Source organism: Pseudomonas sp. Ma2-10 (assembly GCF_054330215.1).
This window is the reverse complement of sequence record NZ_JBTEYL010000068.1, coordinates 1-1,660: the sequence shown is the minus strand read 5'-3', so window position 1 is coordinate 1,660 and position 1,660 is coordinate 1. Positions and strand designations below refer to the sequence as shown.

General features: G+C 53.7%; 1 protein-coding gene and 2 pseudogenes. 2 read left to right on the top strand and 1 reads right to left on the bottom strand.

Annotation, left to right across the window (positions count from 1 at the left end):
- Window positions 1–99: 99 nt before the first annotated feature.
- Window positions 100–411: an Hpt domain-containing protein gene (locus ACXPVS_RS27290; protein ID WP_458512648.1), complete on the top strand. Its 312-nt coding sequence runs from the start codon at window positions 100–102 to the stop codon at window positions 409–411.
- A gap of 323 nt (window positions 412–734) precedes the next feature.
- Window positions 735–1,222 (top strand): annotated as a pseudogene (locus tag ACXPVS_RS27285) (IS5 family transposase); the annotation flags it as partial.
- Between the two features lie 202 nt (window positions 1,223–1,424).
- Here the strand turns inward: ACXPVS_RS27285 and ACXPVS_RS27280 are convergent.
- Window positions 1,425–1,562 (bottom strand): annotated as a pseudogene (locus ACXPVS_RS27280) (ATP-binding protein); the annotation flags it as partial.
- Window positions 1,563–1,660 lie beyond the last annotated feature (98 nt).

Below are 1,660 nucleotides of genomic sequence, written 5' to 3'. Positions count from 1 at the left end.
ACGCTGGAGAAGTTACCGACCTGGCCGAATAGCCGGCTGGATGAGTTGCTGCCATTGAGATCAGCTGCCGAGTAAAGGTGGCTGGGCTGGAGGCTTACGTTGGTTGACGGTGATGACGAGGCATTCAACGAATTGTTGGGTGATCTGGCACAAAGCAATGAGCAGGATTTAGTTAGGTTGCCGGCAATTTTCTTCGATGAGGATATTCAAGGACTGTCTGACCTTGCCCATAAGGTTAAAGGCGGAGCACGGATTATTAAAGCTCACGGCCTGATTGTAGCGTGCGAGCAGTTGGAGTCGGTGTGTGCAACCAATTGTAATGAGGAAGCGTTGGAATTGGCTGTCGCGAGTCTGAACGCTGAAATGACGGGGCTTGCAATGAGTCTCAAAACTTATCGAAGGATAGGTTGATCGCGGTTTTGTCCTTCCAGAGTAATTGAATGTAACCGTCCGATGACGACACATTGCGATGGACTACGCTGTGATAGTCACAGGTTGAGGTTCTCAGTATGGGATGTCAGGTTCGCCCAGCAACAAGCGAAGATGCAGCAGCGATTAGTAGAATAGTGATCGCTGTTTTGCATGCGCGGATTCCACGGGCATCCGGCTACCTATAAGGCCGGCAGCAACGCCGGATTAATTCACTGCCATCGACCTCTTTTATCGAGGCAGAGAGGTCGTGGTGGAGCGGTTACTCATGCGTAAAATTAAGGAAATGCTCCGTCTCAAGTTCGAAGTCGGCCTATCCGCTGATGGCGATGCTGCGTGTTCACCTGATGCAGAACTGGTTCGGCTACAGCGATCCTGCCATGGAGGAAGCGCTGTACGAGACCACTAACCTGCGCCAGTTTGCCGGGCTTGAACTCAAGCGCATCCCAGACGAAACGACCATCCTCAACTTCCGTCGTCTGTTGGAAAACATGAGATGGCGGCCGGGATTCTGGGGGTAATCAATGGTTACCTGGGCGATCGTGGACTGTCGTTGCGCCAGGGCACCCTCGTGGACGCCACGCTGATCAATGCCCCCAGTTCGACCAAGAACAAGAACGGCAAGCGCGATCCGGAAATGCACCAGACGAAGAAAGGCAACCCGTATTACTTCGGTGCCGAGGCGCATATCGGCGTTGATGACGAATCAGGTCTGGTGCACGGCGTGGTGGTCACAGCGGCGAAGGTCGCCGACATAACGCAAGTTGCGTATTTCGCTCATCGTGACCGGTCATTTCGCTAACAACGTGACCGGTTTCTCCACCCGATTGCGCGGGGTCTAAATTCTAACCGCATCGGTCACGATGCCGCTTCTTCTTCCGTCTTTTTACGTCGCAGCGACNTGCGTATTTCGCTCATCGTGACCGGTCATTTCGCTAACAACGTGACCGGTTTCTCCACCCGATTGCGCGGGGTCTAAATTCTAACCGCATCGGTCACGATGCCGCTTCTTCTTCCGTCTTTTTACGTCGCAGCGACTCACCCTTCATCACGATTCGATACGCGCTGTGCACCAGCCGATCCAGCAAGGCGTCGGCCACTGTCGGATCGTTGATCCAGCCGTGCCAGTGATCGGTAATCCCCCCATTTTTAATACTCGCCAGAAATAGATATCAGGCCACCAGGGCCAACTTCTGTTTAGGGGTGATGCCTCCGAGTGCCATATTCGGGC